19 protein-coding genes are annotated in these 16,788 nt (G+C 64.2%); 8 read left to right on the plus strand and 11 right to left on the minus strand.

From position 1 onward, the window contains the following. The first annotated feature begins 115 nt into the window (after positions 1–115). On the plus strand, positions 116–796 hold the full coding sequence (locus tag ACO06O_RS03250; protein WP_421876223.1) for a helix-turn-helix transcriptional regulator: 681 nt from the start codon (positions 116–118) through the stop codon (positions 794–796). A 1,429-nt stretch (positions 797–2,225) separates the two neighbouring features. Here ACO06O_RS03250 and ACO06O_RS03255 read toward each other — a convergent pair. Continuing rightward, entirely contained in the window at positions 2,226–3,638 is a 1,413-nt protein-coding gene (locus tag ACO06O_RS03255) for a malonyl-CoA decarboxylase (protein WP_421876225.1), read from the minus strand. Between the two features lie 171 nt (positions 3,639–3,809). Between ACO06O_RS03255 and ACO06O_RS03260 the strand changes: the two genes are divergently transcribed. From ACO06O_RS03260 to ACO06O_RS03275, 4 genes are all read left to right on the plus strand, one after another. Continuing rightward, the gene (locus ACO06O_RS03260; RefSeq protein ID WP_421876227.1) at positions 3,810–4,979 is read left to right on the plus strand and encodes a CaiB/BaiF CoA transferase family protein; all 1,170 of its coding nucleotides are present in this window, start codon (positions 3,810–3,812) and stop codon (positions 4,977–4,979) included. Between the two features lie 2 nt (positions 4,980–4,981). Beyond that, on the plus strand, positions 4,982–5,317 hold the full coding sequence (locus ACO06O_RS03265) for a DUF1491 family protein (protein WP_421876230.1): 336 nt from the start codon (positions 4,982–4,984) through the stop codon (positions 5,315–5,317). Between the two features lie 98 nt (positions 5,318–5,415). Next, positions 5,416–5,907 (plus strand): PAS domain-containing protein, encoded by a 492-nt coding sequence (locus ACO06O_RS03270; RefSeq protein ID WP_421876232.1) that lies wholly within the window; start codon positions 5,416–5,418, stop codon positions 5,905–5,907. Positions 5,908–5,995: 88 nt separating this feature from the next. Next, positions 5,996–6,319, plus strand: coding sequence for a DUF1330 domain-containing protein (locus ACO06O_RS03275; protein WP_421876234.1), 324 nt, complete (start codon positions 5,996–5,998; stop codon positions 6,317–6,319). A gap of 9 nt (positions 6,320–6,328) precedes the next feature. Here the strand turns inward: ACO06O_RS03275 and ACO06O_RS03280 are convergent, their stop codons facing one another. Next, positions 6,329–7,132, minus strand: coding sequence for a helix-turn-helix domain-containing protein (locus ACO06O_RS03280; RefSeq protein WP_421876236.1), 804 nt, complete (start codon positions 7,130–7,132; stop codon positions 6,329–6,331). A 130-nt stretch (positions 7,133–7,262) separates the two neighbouring features. Between ACO06O_RS03280 and ACO06O_RS03285 the strand changes: the two genes are divergently transcribed. Further along, entirely contained in the window at positions 7,263–7,673 is a 411-nt protein-coding gene (locus ACO06O_RS03285; protein WP_421876238.1) for a hypothetical protein, read from the plus strand. Positions 7,674–7,692: 19 nt separating this feature from the next. Here the strand turns inward: ACO06O_RS03285 and ACO06O_RS03290 are convergent, their stop codons facing one another. The 9 genes from ACO06O_RS03290 to ACO06O_RS03330 form a co-directional block, all read right to left on the minus strand. Beyond that, positions 7,693–8,739: a class I SAM-dependent methyltransferase gene (locus ACO06O_RS03290; protein WP_421876240.1), complete on the minus strand. Its 1,047-nt coding sequence runs from the start codon at positions 8,737–8,739 to the stop codon at positions 7,693–7,695. A 26-nt stretch (positions 8,740–8,765) separates the two neighbouring features. Beyond that, a complete protein-coding gene (asnB, locus tag ACO06O_RS03295) occupies positions 8,766–10,598 on the minus strand; it encodes an asparagine synthase (glutamine-hydrolyzing) (RefSeq protein ID WP_421876242.1) in 1,833 nt (610 codons plus the stop codon). A 221-nt stretch (positions 10,599–10,819) separates the two neighbouring features. After that, positions 10,820–11,137: a hypothetical protein gene (locus ACO06O_RS03300; RefSeq protein WP_421876244.1), complete on the minus strand. Its 318-nt coding sequence runs from the start codon at positions 11,135–11,137 to the stop codon at positions 10,820–10,822. 36 nt (positions 11,138–11,173) lie between these two features. Next, on the minus strand, positions 11,174–11,911 hold the full coding sequence (locus ACO06O_RS03305; protein WP_421876246.1) for a capsid assembly protein: 738 nt from the start codon (positions 11,909–11,911) through the stop codon (positions 11,174–11,176). Between the two features lie 14 nt (positions 11,912–11,925). Beyond that, positions 11,926–12,189 carry a hypothetical protein gene (locus ACO06O_RS03310; protein ID WP_420418178.1) on the minus strand — a complete coding sequence of 88 codons (264 nt, stop codon included), beginning with the start codon at positions 12,187–12,189 and terminating at the stop codon, positions 11,926–11,928. Beyond that, positions 12,182–13,813, minus strand: a complete 1,632-nt coding sequence (locus ACO06O_RS03315; protein WP_421876249.1) for a portal protein — start codon at positions 13,811–13,813, stop codon at positions 12,182–12,184. Before ACO06O_RS03315 ends, ACO06O_RS03310 begins: the two co-directional genes overlap by 8 nt. 2 nt (positions 13,814–13,815) lie before the next feature. Beyond that, entirely contained in the window at positions 13,816–14,025 is a 210-nt protein-coding gene (locus ACO06O_RS03320) for a hypothetical protein (RefSeq protein WP_421876251.1), read from the minus strand. 126 nt (positions 14,026–14,151) lie between these two features. Next, on the minus strand, positions 14,152–14,544 hold the full coding sequence (locus tag ACO06O_RS03325) for a hypothetical protein (protein WP_421876253.1): 393 nt from the start codon (positions 14,542–14,544) through the stop codon (positions 14,152–14,154). Further along, positions 14,541–14,960, minus strand: a complete 420-nt coding sequence (locus tag ACO06O_RS03330) for a hypothetical protein (protein ID WP_421876255.1) — start codon at positions 14,958–14,960, stop codon at positions 14,541–14,543. Before ACO06O_RS03330 ends, ACO06O_RS03325 begins: the two co-directional genes overlap by 4 nt. Before the next feature lie 296 nt (positions 14,961–15,256). Here ACO06O_RS03330 and ACO06O_RS03335 point away from each other — a divergent pair, with 296 nt between their 5' ends. Together ACO06O_RS03335 and ACO06O_RS03340 are read left to right on the plus strand one after the other, a co-directional pair. Next, complete coding sequence (locus tag ACO06O_RS03335) at positions 15,257–15,883, plus strand: helix-turn-helix transcriptional regulator (RefSeq protein ID WP_420418183.1); 627 nt, start codon at positions 15,257–15,259, stop codon at positions 15,881–15,883. A 54-nt stretch (positions 15,884–15,937) separates the two neighbouring features. Beyond that, a complete protein-coding gene (locus ACO06O_RS03340; protein ID WP_421876257.1) occupies positions 15,938–16,783 on the plus strand; it encodes a branched-chain amino acid aminotransferase in 846 nt (281 codons plus the stop codon). Positions 16,784–16,788 lie beyond the last annotated feature (5 nt).

Consider the following 16,788-nt stretch of genomic DNA (forward strand, 5'->3'; position numbering starts at 1 on the left):
TCTCTCTCCTCGATCCCGTCGGCGGCATGCCGAAAGCGCGCCGACAGTAACCGCCCACTGCTGACAACAGGCTGTCAGCAGTGGTGCTATAGTCTGGCAAAGAAAGGAGAGCCGGATGAGCAAGTCAGGACGCCTGTTCGAAATCATCCAGATTCTGCGCGCCGCCGACCGGCCGATGACGGCGCAAGCCATCGCCGACGCGCTGGAAGTCGCCAAGCGCACGGTCTATCGCGATATCGCGGCGCTTCAGGCCATGCGCGTTCCGATCGAGGGCGAGGCCGGGATCGGCTACATCATGCGGCCCGGTTATGACCTGCCGCCGCTGATGTTCGATGCCGAGGAGATCGAGGCCATTGTCGTCGGTCTTGCCATGCTGGGCCGGACGCGGGACAGCGGGTTGCTGAACGCCGCCGACCGGGCCGGGCGCAAGATCGCATCCGCCGTGCCGGGTCACGCGGGCCCGCTGGCCGACCGAACGCTGTACGCGTCCAGCTGGAACACGATCCCGGAATCGGAAACCGACACGCGGTTCTTCCGCGAGGCCCTGCGCGACGAGGACCGGTTGCGCATCGACTACAAGGACGCGGAGGGCAAGGCGAGCCAGAGGACGATCCTGCCGCTGGGCATGATCTACTACATCGACGCGGTGGTCCTGGCCGCGTGGTGCGAGTTGCGCGCCGATTTCCGGCATTTCCGGATCGACCGGATCGCCAAGGCCGACCGCCTCGACACCCCCTTCCACGACCGCGCCGTCGCCCTGCGCCGGCAATGGCGCGAAACCGCGAACCTACCGTGATCCGGCCCCCGTGAGCAGGAGCCTTCTTGGATCACGTGCGGTGCCGGAGCAGCGAAGGTTCCTGCTTTCGCAGGAACACAAATGTTGTCGAGCGTCGTCATTCCGGCGAAAGCCGGAATCCAGGGCCACCGGCAGGGTCGTTGCCCTTCCCCCTGGACCCCGGCTTTCGCCGGGGTGACGGATGGGTAAAGGTATCTCTTCGCGCCGACTTTCCCTCGCGCTCCTGCGAAAGCAGGAGCCTTCTTGGATCACGTGCGGTGCCGGGGCAGCGAAGGTTCCTGCTTTCGCAGGAACTCGGGTGTTGTCGGGCGCCGTCATTCCGGCGAAAGCCGGAATCCAGGGCCACCGGCAGGGTCGTGCCCTTCCCCCTGGACCCCGGCTTTCGCCGGGGTGACGGATGGGTAAGGGCATCTCTTCGCGCCGACTTTCCCTCGCGCTCCTGCGAAAGCAGGAGCCTTCTTGGATCACGTGCGGTGCCGGGGCAGCGAAGGTTCCTGCTTTCGCAGGAACTCGGGTGTTGTCGGGCGCCGTCATTCCGGCGAAAGCCGGAATCCAGGGCCACCGGCAGGGTCGTGCCCTTCCCCCTGGACCCCGGCTTTCGCCGGGGTGACGGATGGGTAAGGGCATCTCTTGCCGCCGACTTTCCCTCGCGCTCCTGCGAAAGCAGGAGCCTTCTTCGATCACGCACGGTGCCGGGGCAGCGAAGGTTCCTGCTTTGGCAGGAACACAAATGTTGTCGAGCGCCGTCATTCCGGCGAAAGCCGGAATCCAGGGCCACCGGCAGGGTCGTTGCCCTTCTCCCTGGACCCCGGCTTTCGCCGGGGTGACGGATGGCCAAAGGTATCTCTTCGCGCCGACTTTCCCTCGCGCTCCTGCGAAAGCAGGAGCCTTCTTGGATCACGTGCGGTGCCGGGGCAGCGAAGGTTCCTGCTTTCGCAGGAACTCGGGTGTTGTCGGGCGCCGTCATTCCGGCGAAAGCCGGAATCCAGGGCCACCGGCAGGGTCGTGCCCTTCCCCCTGGACCCCGGCTTTCGCCGGGGTGACGGATGGGTAAGGGCATCTCTTGCCGCCGACTTTCCCTCGCGCTCCTGCGAAAGCAGGAGCCTTCTTCGATCACGCACGGTGCCGGGGCAGCGAAGGTTCCTGCTTTGGCAGGAACACAAATGTTGTCGAGCGCCGTCATTCCGGCGAAAGCCGGAATCCAGGGCCACCGGCAGGGTCGTTGCCCTTCTCCCTGGACCCCGGCTTTCGCCGGGGTGACGGATGGCCAAAGGTATCTCTTCGCGCCGACTTTCCCTCGCGCTCCTGCGAAAGCAGGAGCCTTCTTGGATCACGCGCAGTGCCGGGGCAGCGAAGGTTCCTGCTTTCGCAGGAACGCTTGTGTTGTAGAGCCCGTCTTTCCGGCTATCTCATGGTGTCGCCCGGCCGGTCAGAGCAGCGACTTGACCGCGCTGGAATAGACCACGGTGCCGTCCGCGGCGAAGGCCTCGTGGTTCTTTTCGATGTCGGGCAGGCGGTAGAGATAGTTGACCATCATGCCGCAGGATTGCTCGAACCCTTTCGGGGACGTGTCGCCCAGCCAGTTAATCCGCTCCACCTGCGCGCCATTGTGCAGGTGGAACCGCGCCACCGGGTCCAGCGGCGACGTGCCCTTTTTCTCGCGCACAAGATAACGGGCGCATAGGCGCGTCAGCGGTTCCTTCAACGCGGCGGACAGTGCGGGATCGCTGCTCCAATCCGACGCGACCAGCTTCGGCAATTGCCCTTTGGACACGGTCGTGCCGACCGCCTCCTTCAGCTTCTTCCGGTCGTCGGCGGTCAGGATATTGGGCTTGCCCTCGGCGATGGCGCTGTCCAGCCAGGCGCGGAATCCGGGGATCGGCGACAAGGTCGAGAAGGTCTTCAGATTCGGCAGATCGCGGCGCAGATCCTCGACCACGCGCTTGATCAGGAAATTGCCGAAACTGATGCCGCGCAGCCCTTTCTGGGTGTTCGAGATCGAGTAGAAGATCGCGGTGTTGGCCGCGGCCGGATCGCCGGTCGGCGCGGATTCGTCCAGCAAGCTTTGCACATTGCCGGCGATGCCGTTGACCAGTGCGACCTCGACGAAAATCAACGGTTCTTCCGGCATGCGGGGATGGAAGAAGGCATAGAGGCGCCGGTCGGATTCCAACCGGTTGCGCAGATCGTGCCAGGACCGGATTTCATGCACGGCCTCGTATTCGATCAGCTTTTCCAGAAGCGAGGCCGGCGATTTCCAGGAAATCGCGCGCATCTCCAGAAAACCGATGTCGAACCAACTGACCAGCAGGGCCTGCAAATCGGCATCCAGAGGTTTCAGCGACGGCTCTTCGCGCAGGAAGGACAGGATGTCGGCGCGCATATCGACCAGGAATTTCACCCCCTGCGGCAGGGCGTTGAATTGGGTCAGCAGCGCCATTCGGGGCGCGGTCAGCGCGGTGCGCAATTTCTGTTCCGCCTTGTGGCGCGCGCCCTCGTCGCCCGCGTCCTGCCATTGGCGCATCGCCTCGGCGACCTGTTCGGATTTGGTCCCGAACTCCTCCGCCAACAGCAGCAGGAACCGGCGGCGACCGTCGCGGCTGAGCGACAGATAGGCCTGGCCCAGCGCGGCTGCGCGTTGACGGGCGGAAACTTCACCGCCCTTGCCTTCCAGACAGGCCGCCATCTGCTTGCGGACCGTCGACAAATCGCGGTCGTTCAAATCGGGTTTCAGCGCGCTGACCCGCTCCGTTCCGGCAAGGTCGTCCCAGACCTCGCGCAGGCTGGCCAGCGTCCGGGCGAAGAAGCCGCTCTCTTCCTTCACGGCGATTGTTGTGGTCATGATTTTCGCTCCGTTATCCGTCCGCATCACATGCCATATTGATATGGCCTGGAAATGCCGGGTCACAACCGGCATGTTGCGGTGCAGTTCAGTTTGCCGCAGGTCAGTGTGCAGCAGCCATCCCGGTTCGTGAAGGCCATCCCGGTTCGTGAAGGTTCGAATAACCCCGCCATGAAGGAAGTTTCCGAAACACAAGGCCCGCTTTCGGGTCTGACAGTGATCGACATGACCCGCGTCCTGGCCGGTCCCTATTGTACCATGCTGCTGCGCGATATGGGCGCACGCGTGATCAAGGTGGAGGTACCGGAGACCGGCGACGATTCGCGCAGTTTCGGCCCGTTCCTGGACGGCGTTTCCGCCTATTTCCTGAGCCTGAACCGGGGCAAGGAATCGATCGCGCTGGATCTGAAACAGCCGGAGGATCGCCGGGTCTTCGATGCGCTGATCCGCAAATCGGACATTCTGGTCGAAAATTACCGCGCCGGGGCAATGGACCGGCTGGGTTATGGCTGGGACGCGCTGCACGCCGCCAATCCGCGCCTGATCTATGCCGCGATCTCGGGCTTCGGTCAGACCGGGCCGTACAACACGCGCCCGGCCTATGACATGGTCGTCCAGGGCATGGGCGGCATCATGTCGGTGACCGGGCATCCGGGCGGCCCACCGACCCGCGTCGGGACATCGGTCGGCGATCTGACCGCCGGCCTGTTCGCCTTGTCCGCCATCAATGCGGCATTGTTCGAACGGGAACGCACCGGCCAGGGCCGGATGATCGATATCTCGATGCTGGATTGTCAGATCGCGATCCTGGAGAACGCCATTGCGCGCTATGCCGTGACCGGAAAGGCACCGGGCCCGCTGGGCGCGCGGCACCCGTCGATCACCCCGTTCGAAGCCTATGCGACGCAGGACGGCCACGTCATCATTGCGGCGGGGAACGACAAGCTGTTCCAGACACTGGCGGCGGCGCTGGGTCGGCCGGACCTGGCGGACGACCCACGCTTTGTGGACAATAACGGCCGCGCGGCCCATGTCGAAGCCTTGAAGGCCGAACTGGAAGAAACCCTGACCGGCGCGCCGACGGCCCATTGGTTGTCTGTCCTGGACGCGGCCGGCGTGCCGAACGGGCCGATCAACGACGTCGCCCAGGCGTTGAACGATCCGCAGGTCCGGGCCCGCAACATGGTGGTCGAAATGCGCGATCCGGACGGGCCGTCCCTGACCATGGCGGGCAATCCGATCAAGATGTCGGGCGTCGCCGATCCGGCCGACCGTCCGCCCGCACCCAAACTGGATGCCGATCGCGCCCGCATCCTGGCCGAACTGGGAATAGAAGGTTAGCCATGTACGATCCGCGACTGCCGACCAATCTGTGGGTCCAGGCCGGGTTGGCCTTGTGCTCCGGACGCGGCGTACCGGCGGTCGTGTCGCATCGTGGCGACCCGCATACCGGAGTCGTGCTGGTCCGAATCTCCACACTGAACGGACGGGCGCGTCTGCTGACACAGCAGCGCGATCTTGACGGCGCCCTGAAATGGGTCGATGCCCTGCCCGCCGACCCGGCCCCGGAAGAGGCAGCGGCCGACGACTATATCCGACGCGCCCGGTCCCGCGATCCGGACCTTTGGGTCGTGGAAATCGAAGACCGGACCGGTACCAACCCGTTCGATTCCGATTAACCGGTTGAGATCCGTTTATTACGATTTCGTGATTTTCCCGCCTCTACGTGTTACCTTCCGCACCGGGAGGGGCACCTAGGGCGAGGTGCTTGAACGGAATGGATATCTCCGGCTTCAGAAGCGGGGACGAAGGCACGTTGATTTCGGACAACGCTTCGGCGTTGATCCGGGAAGGCGCGGCCTATTGGACCGAGAAGTGCGACGGCCGACGCATGCCGCACCGGCGGGATATCGACCCATTGGATATCCGGCGGCTGTTGGGCAACGTCGTGTTGCTGGACGTGTTGCGTGACCCCTTGGATTTCGTCGAGAGGATCACCGGCGAGACCGTTCAGTACCACAATCACCGCAATTATATGGGTACACCGTGGCGAGAACTGTCGGAACGCGGACCGGAAAGTAAGATATTCCAATTCTTTCAGTCCATCGTCGACAGCCGAATGCCGCGCTACGATTCCGTCCCCTATGTCGGCCCCCACAAACATTTCCTGCGGGTCGAGGTTCTGGCCTGTCCCCTGTCCGACGACCAGGACGAAGTCTATAAGATCCTGTCCTATGTCGACTACCGGCCTCGTACGGATTTGATCTGACCACGATTACCTGATGCGTAATCGACCTGCCGCGCAGAACCGCCGATAACCGCCTCCTCGTTACACACCGACCCAGGAGGCTTGTCCCATGTCCACCCTCGCCATCGCCACGCTGACCGATGTCACTTTCGGGGACGATCTGGTCCGCTATCTGACGGAAATCGACGCGACCATGGCGCCCTTCGGCGGCATTTACCTGGTCCATGGCAACCCGAAGACGGTGCTGGAAGGCGACTGGCCCGGCGATGTGGTGGTCCTGCAATTCCCCGACCGGGCCAGTGCCGAGGGCTGGTACGCATCCGATGCCTATCGGGCGATCCTGCCGCTGCGCACGAAGAACGCACATTCCGACATCATCCTGATCGACACTGTCGCCCCGGATCACAAGGGCACGGACATCTTGGCCAACTGATGGGGCGGTCTAGGCGCGGGCGTGGAGACGGTTTCGCGTTTCCTCGTCCGCCGGATAGAACGCCTCGAGGATCAGTTCCGACAGGGTGACTTCGACTGCCGTGCCGAAGACGGTGGTGGTGCTGAAAAAGGACAGAAGCCCCTGGTCGGTCTGCAGCACCATGGGCACCAGCACGACATTCGTCTCAGGGTCGACCGGCACGGCACGGTCCGACGATCCGGCTTCCACCCGGTAACCCTCGATCTCCTCGATCAACCCGGCGATGCCTTCATCGCCCGACAGCGCATGCTGGCGGCGCAGCCGTTCCAGGATATGCGCCGTCCAAACGGGCAGATTCGCGATCCGCGGCGCCAGCCCTTCCGGATGCAGGCTGAGCCGCAGGACATTGACCGGCGGTTCCAGAAGATGGGCCGCGACGCCCGCCAGCAGACCGCCAACCGCATCATTCGCGGCGACCATGGTCCAGCACCGGTCGACCGCCAGGGCCGGATAGGGCATATGCCCCTTCAGGATCAGGTCGATGGCCGCGCGCGCCGGCGCCAAGTCCGGATCGTCCAGCGACCGTTCGGCAAAGGCGGGTGCATAGCCCGCCGCCAGAAGCAGCGCATTCTGATCGCGCAGCGGCACATCAAGATAGTCGCAGAGCCGCAGAACCATGTCCCGCGACGGCTGCGATCGTCCGCTTTCGACGAAACTGAGATGGCGCTGGGAGATTTCCGCCTCGACCGCCAGTTTGAGCTGGCTCATCCGGCGCCGCTCGCGCCAGACCTTCAACAGATCGCCGAATTTCGGCGCGGGATTTCGTGTCGTCATGGCCGTAACCTACTCTGCAAAAAAATGACGTCCAATGACCTGTGAGGTAATCGACCTGGTTACGTCAATCGATCAGTGTCCGCATCGGGCCGCCATTCCGGCGGTCCCTTGGCAAGAAGAGGAGATCGATATGTCCTTCACGAACCATCCCGAATTCCTGCGCCGGGTGCTGCTGACCGACGCGGCGTCCTGCGCCGTCCTGGGTGTGGTCTTGGCCGGCGCGTCCAGCCTGATAACGACCCTGACCGGATTGCCTTCCGAGCTTCTGGTCTGGGCCGGGACGGCGTTGCTGCCCGTCGCCGCCTACATCGCGCTGATCGCGCTGCGCTCCGACATCCCGACATGGGGCGTCTGGGTTTTGATTCTGGGCAATGCCGGCTGGATCCTGGGCAGCGTCGTGGTTCTGATCGCGGTCGACGGGCTGAACGCAATGGGCATGGTCTTCGTCGTGGGCCAGGCGTTGGCGGTCCTGGTCCTGACCGAACTCGAATTTATCGGCCTGCGCCGGCAGTCGCGGCGCGGCGGCGTCGCGGCGGCGTGATCCGCCCCGCCTTGCCTGCTTACCCCGTCTTCCGCGCCAGCAGTCGAATGTCGCCTTCGCCGAATTTCTCGGCCGCGTAGGGATCGTCCCCGGTGACGTCCAGATCGGTGTCGAACCCGCCGATCAGACGGCGATAGTCGCCGAAGCCGATGGCATCCAGACGCGCTTTCAGGGCGGCGACCGATGTGGCGCGGTAGACGGCCTTCAGCCCATCCCCCAGGTGATAGCGCTTGTTGATCGAGAAACCGAGATGCGCCAGATGCGCCTGAACCAGCGCCGCCGGCACATCGGCCAGGATCTGCACCGAGACATGGAACAGGTCCCGCGCAATCGACCCTTCGCCCTCAGTATACACCCAGGCGATGCCGCCCGGTTTCAGCAGGCGGTACATTTCGGTATAGGCGCGGTCCTCGTCATCCAGGTGGTGGAAGACGCCGTTCTGAACCGCGGCGTCGAAACTCCCGGATTTCTCCGGCACGTCATAGACGGTCGCATGGATGAAGCGTAGTTTCGATTCCGGCACGTTCAGGCGGTCGCGTGCGGCCTCGGCATATCGGATGCTTTCCTCGCCGTAATCGACGCCGACGACTTCGGCCGCCCCGGCATTCAGGATCGCATGATCGAAATTGCCGTGGCCGCAGCCCATGTCGACTACCCGCATCCCGTCGAAGACGCCCTTATGCAGATCGTTGAAGCGCAGCCGGTCGTCGTAACGCGCGATCCGCTCGCGGTATTGATCGGCATCGAACTGGACCCAGAGCGATTGGAACAGGTCGTGGTGTTCCTCCTCCATTGTCTGATCGCGCGGGTCGACATCCAGCGGCAGGCCGCCGTCGCAGAAGGCGATGGACCGCGCCGATTCCAAGCTGGCGATCGCCCGGTCGACCAGATCGTGCGTCAGCTTGAACGGATGATCCGGCAGATTGAGGTCCAACTGCAACGCCTCCCACCCCATATTCATGCGGATCAGGGCCTCGATCCGGGCCAGCGCCATGAACCGCGTACGCGGCAGGTCGGCGGCCAGGCGCTTCAGCGCATCCAGGCGCGCCAGATAGGTCTTTTCCATCGGATCGGTCCTTTCTCGTCCAATCGTCAATCCACGAATTCTTCGTAGAACAGCCGGGCCGAAACCAGGCAGAACAGAAAATTGTCGCGGCCCCGGCTTTCCGTTTCCGGATCCAGGAGCTGCCGCACCTTATCGCGATCCACCAGGTCCCAGAAGGGGCTGTCGGCCAGCAGACGGTCGCGCAGGGCATCGTCCCCCCGATCCAACAGCGAGGCAATCGGGGCGTTGAAGCCAAGCTTCTGCGTCTTGTGCAGGATTTCCGGCGGCACGACACCCTCGCCCGCGCGGCGCAGCAAGGCCTTGCTGAACCCGCCCTGGATCAGGTGGCGGGATGGGACCGTCGCCATGAAATCGACCAGCCCCCGGTCCAGATAGGCGGCCCGGTTTTCGATGGAATGATGCATGTAATGGCAGTCATGGGCCCAGGTCAGGACCGGCACGGATTCGGACATCAGCTCATTCAGCATCCGCATCCGCAAAAGGTCGCCGCAATAGGCGGTTTCCGCGAAGTGCGCTGCGACCGGATGACCGATCAAATAGTCGCCGACATCCGGCGCATTCAGATGCAGGTGTCCACGCTCAGTCGGCGCATCGAGGAAGGCCCGCGGATTCTGCAGCAGCGGGTTTCGCACATGCCGTCCGAAACTGTCCCGCCATTCCGCGACCAGGGCGTCGAAATCCGCCCCCGCCTCGCCTGTCCGTCCGGCCAGCCAGAAGAGATAATGGTCGTAATACCCGGCGAAGATTTCGTCCGCGCCATTGCCGTTGATCAGGACCTTGTAGCCTTCGTCGGCCACGGCTTCGGACAGGAACCCGTCCAGATACATGCCCAGGGACGGGACCGGCCCGTCATAGGCGCGGCTCATCACCGCCAGCCGGTCCAGGAAGCCGTCATGGCTGACCCGCGTTTCATGCGCCGGGACACCCAGCGCGCGCTGGGCTAGGCGGATCGCGGCACTTTCGTCGTAATCGCTGTCCTGTTCCAGCATCGAGAATGTGTGCAGCGGCTGGCCATGCCGATGCACCGCGATCCCCGCCAGGACATTGCTGTCGATGCCGCCGCTGAGGCTGATCGCAATGGGTACGTCGGCGCGCAGGCGAATGCGGATCGCGCGGTCGATCTCCGCCATGGCACCTTCCGCCGCCTCCTCCGCCGACATGTCGACCGGCGCGAAACGCGGCCGCCAGTAGGGCGTCGGCTGGGACAGGCCGTCGCCCGTCATGCGCGCGGCATGGCCGGACGGGAAACGCACGACGCCTTCGAAGAAGGCCTCGGGCGAAGAGAATATGCGCCGGTAGCCATGCGCCAGGAAATCGCCGATCGCGGCAGTCCGTACCGGAAAATCATGGCCGGTCAACGCGACCAGCTGTTTCACCTCGGATGCGAAGTAGAGACCGTGATCGGTGCGATGGGTCAGCAGCGGCTTCTCGCCGAACCGGTCGCGCGACAACAGGACCGACCCTGTTTCCGGATCGGCGATGGCGAAGGCCCACATGCCTTCCAGCCGGTCCAGTGCGCCCTCGCCCCATTCCAGGTAGGCCCGCAGCAGAACTTCGGTATCGCTGTCGGTCCGGAAGACATGGCCCAGCCCGATCAGCGTCTCGCGCAGTTCCAGATAATTGTAGATCTCGCCGTTATAGATCAGCACCCGCCCGTCGATTTCAAAGGGTTGGGCGGAGCGCGGGTCGGGATCGATGATGGCAAGCCGGGTATGCAGAAGGACGCAGCGCCACGGACCGACCGACACTTCGCATTGCCCGGAATCGTCGGGTCCGCGCCGCGCCATTGTGGCAAGCGTGCGCCGACGCGCTTCGGCGCCGGGCGGCATCCGTCCGATATAACCGGCGATCCCGCACATCAGCGGCGACCCGGATTATGGTTTGCGAACTCGGTCACGATCCTCAGCCTTCTGGCGTTCGAAACGGTCCTGGGATGGTCCATTCTGGCCCCTCTGCCCTGAGCTTATACGCCGAAACGCGCTGATCGCAAAGGACTACGCATTGTTTCCTGTCCCCGGATGCGGCGGGAAACGGGGCCTGCCCGGGGACGAAGCCCGGCCCATTCCCGCCGCACCTTCCGTCAGGCGGTCGCGCCGCCTTCCGGATAGAGTTGCCGAAAGCCCTGGCTGACCGCGTTGACGACCTGCGGATCGCGGTCGCGCCAGTAGCGCGGGTCACGCATCAGGGCAAGCAGTTCCGCCTCCGCCGCCGCGCGTTCCTTCGGGTCGTCATTCTCGGTCAACGGGCCCAGAAGCTCGGCCATCTCCGGTCCGAACGCCTTGGTCAGCAGCACCGCCGCGCGCGGCGTAATGATGTCGTCCAGTTCCTGCAATTCCGACGGGTCCAAACCGCGCAGTCCGTCCGCAATGGTCTGGACCGATTGATTGTCGTTATACATGCCGTGTCACTCCTTGATTTTATGAATACCGCCGGATCAGCCGGCGCTGGGATAAAGATGGCGGAAACCGCTTTCGATCCGCCGCGTCAGAGCCGGATCGTGATCCCGCCAATAGCGCGGGTCGCTCATCAGGCGCTTCAACTCCGCCTCGGATAGGTTGCCGTCCGTCGGTTCGCCCGCCGTCAGGCCGGGTTCTTCCCCCGCCGACATCATCCGGTGGATGGCCAGAACCCCGTCATAGGAACAGCACAGCGCGTCGAAAGCGTCGCCGGGCAGATGGCGCGAGCCCCATTTCTTGATCTGACGCCGCGTTTCCGCCCAACGCTGCCGGCCGCCGAAATGCGCCTCCAGCCGCGCCGAATCCGTGGCGCCACGCGCCGCCTGGGCGACATCGGCCATCAGCGGGGCCAGTTTCTCGGCGGCGAGGTCATAGACCAGCTGCACTTGTTCCCCGGTGAAACCCGCCTGGTGCAGCACCGCCTCCAGTTCCGGATCGCGTTCCAGGAATTCGTCCAGGATTTCGACGCGGTATTGTTCCGGCGTGTCGGGCACGCCCAGCGCCTTCAAAGCCGCCTGCCGATCGAAGGGCGCGTTGACGTCCGGTGCCGTGTTCGGGGCAGAATCCGGCGCCGAATCCGGGGAGGAAGCCCCACCCAACTTTCGTTCCAACGCGCGGTAGGATTTCAGCAGGCTGTCGACATTCAGTTTCCCCGTTTCCGGATCGACGAACTTTTCCGGATAGGGTGCCGCTTCCGGCGGGCCAATATCGGACATGGCGGTTTCCTTTCTCAAGGCGCGGCGCGGCCGCGCGCGATCAGTGTTTCGATTTGCCGGACCAGACATCGCTGGCCCTCAAGATGACGGATTTCGGCCGCGCTCGCCGCCGGGCCCAGGGCCCGGTCCAGGGTCAGCGACCGGAGGTGCCCCAGGATCCGCTCGCCATCCGGGCCGGTGAAGCCCCGGGCGAAAGCTTTCAGCGTTTCCGGCTCCAACGGGACCGGCAATGCCACGCCATAGTCCAATGCCGCCCATCCCCCGCTTTCGTCAGCCATGGTCCGCCCCCGTCGTCACTGGGGCGCCCATCTGGGCAGGGGCGCCGGTACCGGCCAACGCAGCCAGCGCCGCCATCGGATCGGCAACAGCCGGTGCGCCATCCGGGGTCAGGGCGGCCGGGTCGGGTTGTGTCATCTCTTCGATCTCCTGTTCCGTGCGCAGCAAGGATTCCGGTACGCGGAACGCCTTGGCGAGCCAACGGGCGGCCTGTTGCGGCTTGACGATCTGGGCGGCGTCGGGGCCAAGCAGCCCCAAGGTCTGAAACCATTGCAGCGCGCCCTGAGCTTCGGCGTGACGGCGGTGCATGGCGATGGGCGAGACGATCTGCAGATCGACGTCATGGCCGTCGACGGCGATATCGGGGATTTCACCCCTGCGCCGCAGAATGGCGACGGCCCGCCGGGCCAAGGGAAACAACAGTTCCGCCTGCAGCCGGCCGTAGGTGGCGCCCAATTGCCGTTCCATCTCCGCCGAGCGTTCCAGGATTTCCGTCGCGGTCATGCGCGGCGCATTGACCTGACCCAGGCGGTCGGCCAGCAGACTGGCCCGGATGCGCGACCGCAAATCTTCCAGGATCAGGCCGGAGACGTCGAAACTGCCCGGCGCGGCCAGCGGTGTCAGGCCGCTGGACCCGACCGCTTTGGGAATGATCGTGCCGGGCAGAAGCTTGACGGTCGCTGGATTCAGCACCCCGTCATCGTCGGCCTGCCAGATCCCGGTGACGGCGATGGTCGCGTTCTTCAGGACCAGTTCGACCACCTTGTTCGCGGTCTTGATATCCGGCAGGGCCTTCATCACCGGGGACCGGCCATAGACCTCTCCCGGCGCCTTGGACCAGCGGAAATTGATGAAGGGCGAGACATCGAACCGGCCCTCCGCCAGGCCGTCCGCCGCCTGCACGGCCGGGCCGTCGCCCGGTTGCGCCACGGCGCGATAGGCGAAGCCGGCAGTATCGGGCGTCACCGCCTCGACCACCGTTATCCGTCTGTCGTCTTCGGCGACATGTCCCGATCCGGCGTCCAGAAGGTGTGCCGCCTTCGGGAACCGCGCCAGCAAGGCCTCACGCGAATAGTCATGCCGCCGGAAGGTCACATCCAGCATGCCGGACGGCCCCTCCTCCAGCACCGCCTCTCCCAAGGGAACGGCGGTGAACCGAAACGCCGCAGCCTCGCCCAGAGGGGCCTCCTCGAACATCAGACAGGCGGTCCCGGCGGTTACGAGATCCAGATAGCATTGATGAATTTCGACCGCGAAGTTGGACCGGTCGAAATGGCTTTGGACCGTGGCGCCCACCTCCTCCAGCGGCGCGGCGAGGCGCTGGGAATCCTGCTCGGAAACGTCCGTTCCGGGGGTGAAGTTGAACCAGCGCGACCAAGGCGGCGTCAGTTCGGCCATCAGGCTCGCCGCCAATTGATCCACCGCTTCCGGCGCGGTTCCGTCGAACAATCGGTCCGCCTTGCGTTCGCCCGGCATGCCGGGCGACAGCGCGCCGTCCCGCTGCGGCATGGCGAATTCATAGCAATCGCGCCAGTGATCTTCCCATACCGAGCGCCGGTTTCGCGCCCTGTCATAGCGGCGCAGGATCGCGTCGGGTGCATCCGCCGGCGCCTGGGATGTCGCCATCGTCACTCGCCCAACCGCGCTTTGCTGCCGATGTCGGCGGCACCGGGGCCGGACAGGACACCGCGAAATCCGGTTTCGATCGTACCGGCCCGACCGCGCCGTCGGCGGTCCAACGCCTCGATCCGGTTGTCGCGCTTGCTGTCCTCTGGCGCCTTCACCGGCGGCAAGGGCGGGGGCGGCGGTGGAGAGGGGGAACCGAACATGCCTGACATTGTTTTCTCCTTTTGTTCCAATTTGGTCCGTCACAACGGGATGGACCGGGGCCTGGCTCGCCCGCGCGTCGTCGCACCGGCAATTATGGTAGGATGATGTCTTATATAGGATTGGGTTATTTGTTGTCAATTTGTTCTTTTTATTCGACGGAACAATTGATACGGCGTCCAGACGCCAAGATCGTCCATTCCAAGGGTCCGCTTAACCACTTCGACGCATGTCAGGGGCATGGGGCGCCACCGCCGCACGGTCACAGGCCGCGTCCGCGCCACCTGGCAACGATAGCCCAGCCCGTGAAGCGCGATCAGGTACTCGCCAACCCCCTGGAGGTCCAGAACGGCGTAGGATATCCGACCGATCACACTGTCAACGGCGATCCAGTAGGGCGGAACCTGTACCAGGATCAGGCAATGCCGATACCGACGGCGCAAAAGCCTCAGCGGCGCGAAGGCGGCCGTCCCGGTATAGGCGATGATCGCCAAACGCCGTCCGGTCAGGGCCGATTCATTTTTATTCATCTTTTGTTCTTTTTTAAATCAAGCGGCAATTCCCGCATCTCCGGCCGGCGGGGCAGCACGATCCCCTTTCGGACCAGCGGACCGGTCAGCCTGTCCAACCCGCTCTGCCAGAACCTTTCGTGGCGCGCCTCCTCTGGATCACGGGGATCGGGCGGGCGGTCCATCGCACCGAAGGCGCAGAGCGCATGCATCTCATACCCGTTTAATACGCGCTGGCGCCGCAGCCGGCAGACCAGGGTAATCAGATCTCGCGGCTCACAGGGGCGTTGCACAACGGCGCGGTCCGCCGCCGTTTGCGCCCCTTCGGCCGCAATCCGCACCGACCGGGCGGCCCAAAGCCAAGCCTCCTCCGGCGTATCGAAAGCCGTCCCGAAGACGGCATGGGTCGGCCTCGGAAAGTAACGCTTTCGCGCCATCCGTATCCTCCTTGCGGTAGTCGTCTCGATGGTTGTCGGGCAGGCAAATCCAACGTATGCGGTAATTTGTTTAACGTCAACCCTGATACCGTGTCCAACGGCACATTTATACTGTTTTTGTTCTCTTTGATTCATGCTGCGATACATATCAGATCGTACAAGTCTCTATCAAATCGAGCCGCAGCGGAAATCGACCTTTGTTTGTTCCGGAATTCCCTATAGTCTGGCCGCCATACCGGACCTGTACCGTGTTTGTTTTGGCCACATCGCCGCGTGAATCATCTGGAATACCTGCCATGAAGCCTGAAGACATCTGGCGCGGCATCGACCGCCTCGCCGACGATCAGGGGATTACCCCGGCCCGTCTGGCGAGATATGCCGGGTTGGACCAGGCCGTGTTCAGCGCCGGGCGCCGACGGAACAACCGGGGCGACCTGCGCTGGCCCGCGCTGGAAAGCCTGGCCCGTGTTCTGGCGGTCACGAATACCTCCATTGCGGATTTTGTCGGCTTCATGCATGCCGACCCGGCCAGCCGCGCGGCGTTCCGCATTCCGGTCATGGCCTTCGATAAGGCGGCTCAGGCGCGTTACTACGACGAGGACGGCTTTCCCGCCGGCCCGGCCTGGGACCGCATGGACTTTCCCGATTTGCAGGACCGGCGTTGCTTCGGCCTTGTGGTCGATTCCGACGATCATCTGCCCGTCTACCGCCCGGGCGACATCCTGATCTGCGCCCCGGGGATGAGCCTGAGGCGCGGCGACCGGATCGTCTACAAGCGGGGCGAGTTGGGTCTTTCCATCGCCGCCCTGGTCCGCCAAACTCCCTTCCGGGTCGATCTGGCATCGCTGGACGGGACACAGTCCGAATCTTATCCGGCACGGGATATCTCCTGGATTTCGCGTATCGCCTGGGCCCGGCAGTAACCACCGAAATTCGCCCATCCGCGCGGGCCTTCGCAAACAGACAGGAAACTGGAAATGAGCAGCGCAATTACTTTTGTCGACGGCCAATGGGTCGACGCCAACGCCCCGCTATGGAGCTCCGTCTCCCACGGTGTCTGGCTTTCTTCCATGGTATTCGACGGCGCCCGCGCGTTTGAAGGCGTGACCCCCGATCTGGACCTGCATTGCCAGCGCGCGATCCATTCGGCCAACGCGCTCGGCCTGCGGGCCACCAAGACCGCCGCGGAGATTGAGGAAATCGCCCGGGACGGCATGCAGAAGTTCGCGTCGGACGAGGCCCTGTACATCCGGCCGCTGTTCTGGGCCGATGACGGCTTCGTCGCACCGAACCCGGATTCGACCCGTTTCGCGCTGACCCTGTCGCCGATGGCGATGCCGGGGACCGGCGGCTTCTCCGCCTGCCTGTCGACCCGCCGCCGTCCGATGCCGGATTCCGCGCCGACCGACGCCAAGGCGTCCTGCCTCTATCCCAATGCCGGACGGGCGCTGATCGAGGCGCGTGGGCGCGGCTTCGACAATTGCGTGATGTTGGACCCGATGGGCAATGTCGCCGAATTCGCCACCGCCAACCTGTTCATTGCCAAGGACGGCGTGGTGAAGACCCCGGCGATCAACGGCAGCTTCCTGAACGGGATCACCCGCCAGCGCATCCTGAAGCTGCTGCGCGACCGGGGGGAGACTGTCGTGGAATGCCGCCTGACGGCGGACGACGTCTATCACGCGGACGAAATCTTCAATACCGGCAATTACGGCAAGGTGATGCCGGTCATCCGCTATGAGGATCGCGATCTTCAGCCCGGCCCGAAATACAATCTGGCCCGCGACCTGTACTGGGAATTCGCCCACGGCAAAGCAGGCTGAACCCG

The organism is Pacificispira sp. (assembly GCF_965228185.1).
Lineage (GTDB): Bacteria > Pseudomonadota > Alphaproteobacteria > UBA8366 > Aestuariispiraceae > Pacificispira.

Bases quoted from the DNA above. Each gene is read 5' to 3' on its own strand.
- ACO06O_RS03325 (WP_421876253.1), bottom strand. From the start codon at position 14,544: ATGAATAAAAATGAATCGGCCCTGACCGGACGGCGTTTGGCGATCATC.
- ACO06O_RS03265 (WP_421876230.1), top strand. From the start codon at position 4,982: ATGTACGATCCGCGACTGCCGACCAATCTGTGGGTCCAGGCCGGGTTG.
- ACO06O_RS03310 (WP_420418178.1), bottom strand. From the start codon at position 12,189: ATGGCTGACGAAAGCGGGGGATGGGCGGCATTGGACTATGGCGTGGCA.
- ACO06O_RS03250 (WP_421876223.1), top strand. From the start codon at position 116: ATGAGCAAGTCAGGACGCCTGTTCGAAATCATCCAGATTCTGCGCGCC.
- ACO06O_RS03275 (WP_421876234.1), top strand. From the start codon at position 5,996: ATGTCCACCCTCGCCATCGCCACGCTGACCGATGTCACTTTCGGGGAC.
- ACO06O_RS03330 (WP_421876255.1), bottom strand. From the start codon at position 14,960: ATGGCGCGAAAGCGTTACTTTCCGAGGCCGACCCATGCCGTCTTCGGG.
- ACO06O_RS03255 (WP_421876225.1), bottom strand. From the start codon at position 3,638: ATGACCACAACAATCGCCGTGAAGGAAGAGAGCGGCTTCTTCGCCCGG.
- ACO06O_RS03340 (WP_421876257.1), top strand. From the start codon at position 15,938: ATGAGCAGCGCAATTACTTTTGTCGACGGCCAATGGGTCGACGCCAAC.
- ACO06O_RS03285 (WP_421876238.1), top strand. From the start codon at position 7,263: ATGTCCTTCACGAACCATCCCGAATTCCTGCGCCGGGTGCTGCTGACC.
- ACO06O_RS03315 (WP_421876249.1), bottom strand. From the start codon at position 13,813: ATGGCGACATCCCAGGCGCCGGCGGATGCACCCGACGCGATCCTGCGC.
- ACO06O_RS03300 (WP_421876244.1), bottom strand. From the start codon at position 11,137: ATGTATAACGACAATCAATCGGTCCAGACCATTGCGGACGGACTGCGC.
- ACO06O_RS03320 (WP_421876251.1), bottom strand. From the start codon at position 14,025: ATGTCAGGCATGTTCGGTTCCCCCTCTCCACCGCCGCCCCCGCCCTTG.
- ACO06O_RS03270 (WP_421876232.1), top strand. From the start codon at position 5,416: ATGGATATCTCCGGCTTCAGAAGCGGGGACGAAGGCACGTTGATTTCG.
- ACO06O_RS03260 (WP_421876227.1), top strand. From the start codon at position 3,810: ATGAAGGAAGTTTCCGAAACACAAGGCCCGCTTTCGGGTCTGACAGTG.
- ACO06O_RS03290 (WP_421876240.1), bottom strand. From the start codon at position 8,739: ATGGAAAAGACCTATCTGGCGCGCCTGGATGCGCTGAAGCGCCTGGCC.
- ACO06O_RS03335 (WP_420418183.1), top strand. From the start codon at position 15,257: ATGAAGCCTGAAGACATCTGGCGCGGCATCGACCGCCTCGCCGACGAT.
- ACO06O_RS03305 (WP_421876246.1), bottom strand. From the start codon at position 11,911: ATGTCCGATATTGGCCCGCCGGAAGCGGCACCCTATCCGGAAAAGTTC.
- ACO06O_RS03280 (WP_421876236.1), bottom strand. From the start codon at position 7,132: ATGACGACACGAAATCCCGCGCCGAAATTCGGCGATCTGTTGAAGGTC.
- asnB (WP_421876242.1), bottom strand. From the start codon at position 10,598: ATGTGCGGGATCGCCGGTTATATCGGACGGATGCCGCCCGGCGCCGAA.